This window comes from Larkinella sp. VNQ87 (assembly GCF_049445795.1).
Classification (GTDB): Bacteria; Bacteroidota; Bacteroidia; order Cytophagales; family Spirosomataceae; genus Larkinella.
This window is the reverse complement of the sequence record NZ_JBMSDT010000035.1, coordinates 1-1113: the sequence shown is the minus strand read 5'-3', so window position 1 is coordinate 1113 and position 1113 is coordinate 1. Positions and strand designations below refer to the sequence as shown.

The window sequence follows — 1113 nt, the reverse complement described above, 5'->3', positions numbered from 1 at the left end:
TGTACTCTTAACTTTCTTGTTTGACAATCTTACTTTTGATATTTGTTTGCTGAGTGCAAAACTGCTCGACGGTTTCAATGGGCCTGCGTCCCATGTTGCGGTAGCCTAAGTGGGGGCGTTGCGTGTTATAAAACACTAACCACTCGTCCAGATCGGATTGTAAGTCTTCGACTGTCAGATAGACCTTCTGGCGAAACATCGTCTGGACAAACTCTTCTTGCACCGTTCGATGGAAGCGTTCTACAAAGCCGTTGGTCTGAGGACTGCGGATCTTGGTGGTGCGGTGCTCAATCTCGTTTAAGGCCAGATACATCTGAAAAGGATGCATCTCGGTGCCGCAGTACTCTCGACCGTTGTCCGTCAGGATCGTCTTCACCGACAGCTTCTTTTGAGCATAGAAAGGCAGCACATCGTTGTGCAGCACGGCTACAGCCGCTTCGGGCTGTTTGGAAGTATGCAAAAAGCCAAAGCCGTAGCTGCCAAACGTATCTACAACCGAGTGCAGATACACTTTGCCCACACCTTTGATACTGCCTACCAGATAGATGTCCTGACTCAAAAGCTCGCCTGGTGTGGAGGATTCCACATGGCGTTCTTTGTACTGTGGATTGAGTTTTTCCAGCAAAGCCGTCTGTTCTGCCGACAGTTCCAGCCCCTCTTGGGCCCGCTGCTGCTCAAGGGCTAGCCAGCGGTCATAACGGTTGCCTAAGGCGTTGCGATTGAGAATTTCCTGGATGGTGATACTGCTGACGCGCCGACCTTCGGCCATCAACAACGCTTCCAACCGATTGCATCCCCAGGCGGGATGTTCCAGGGCCAGTTGCTTAATGCGTTCGACTACCTCGGGGGCCGTGGTGAAAGGGTGGGACTTGGCGATAGGCGGTAAGTCCTTTAATCCTTCGATGCCCTGCTCGACAAAACGCTTTTTGTATTCGTAGAACATGGTGCGGGTCATGCCTTTGCGCTTGCAGGCTTCCGACACACTGCCCAGGGCTTGGGCTAGTTCCAGCACACTGAGACGGTGCTGAGCGAGTTTTTGATTAGCATTCATTTTCTTGGTTTTATTCAAAGTTAAAAATACTAACTTTGTCAAGCAAGAAAGTTAAGAATACA

1 protein-coding gene is annotated in these 1113 nt (G+C 50.4%); it reads right to left on the bottom strand.

Annotated elements, in window-relative coordinates:
• Window positions 1–7 precede the first annotated feature (7 nt).
• Window positions 8–1051 carry an IS481 family transposase gene (locus ACO2Q8_RS29320; RefSeq protein WP_423348465.1) on the bottom strand — a complete coding sequence of 348 codons (1044 nt, stop codon included), beginning with the start codon at window positions 1049–1051 and terminating at the stop codon, window positions 8–10.
• Window positions 1052–1113 lie beyond the last annotated feature (62 nt).

Excerpts from the sequence above, each read along its gene's own strand:
- ACO2Q8_RS29320 (WP_423348465.1), bottom strand. The coding sequence starts at position 1,051 with ATGAATGCTAATCAAAAACTCGCTCAGCACCGTCTCAGTGTGCTGGAA.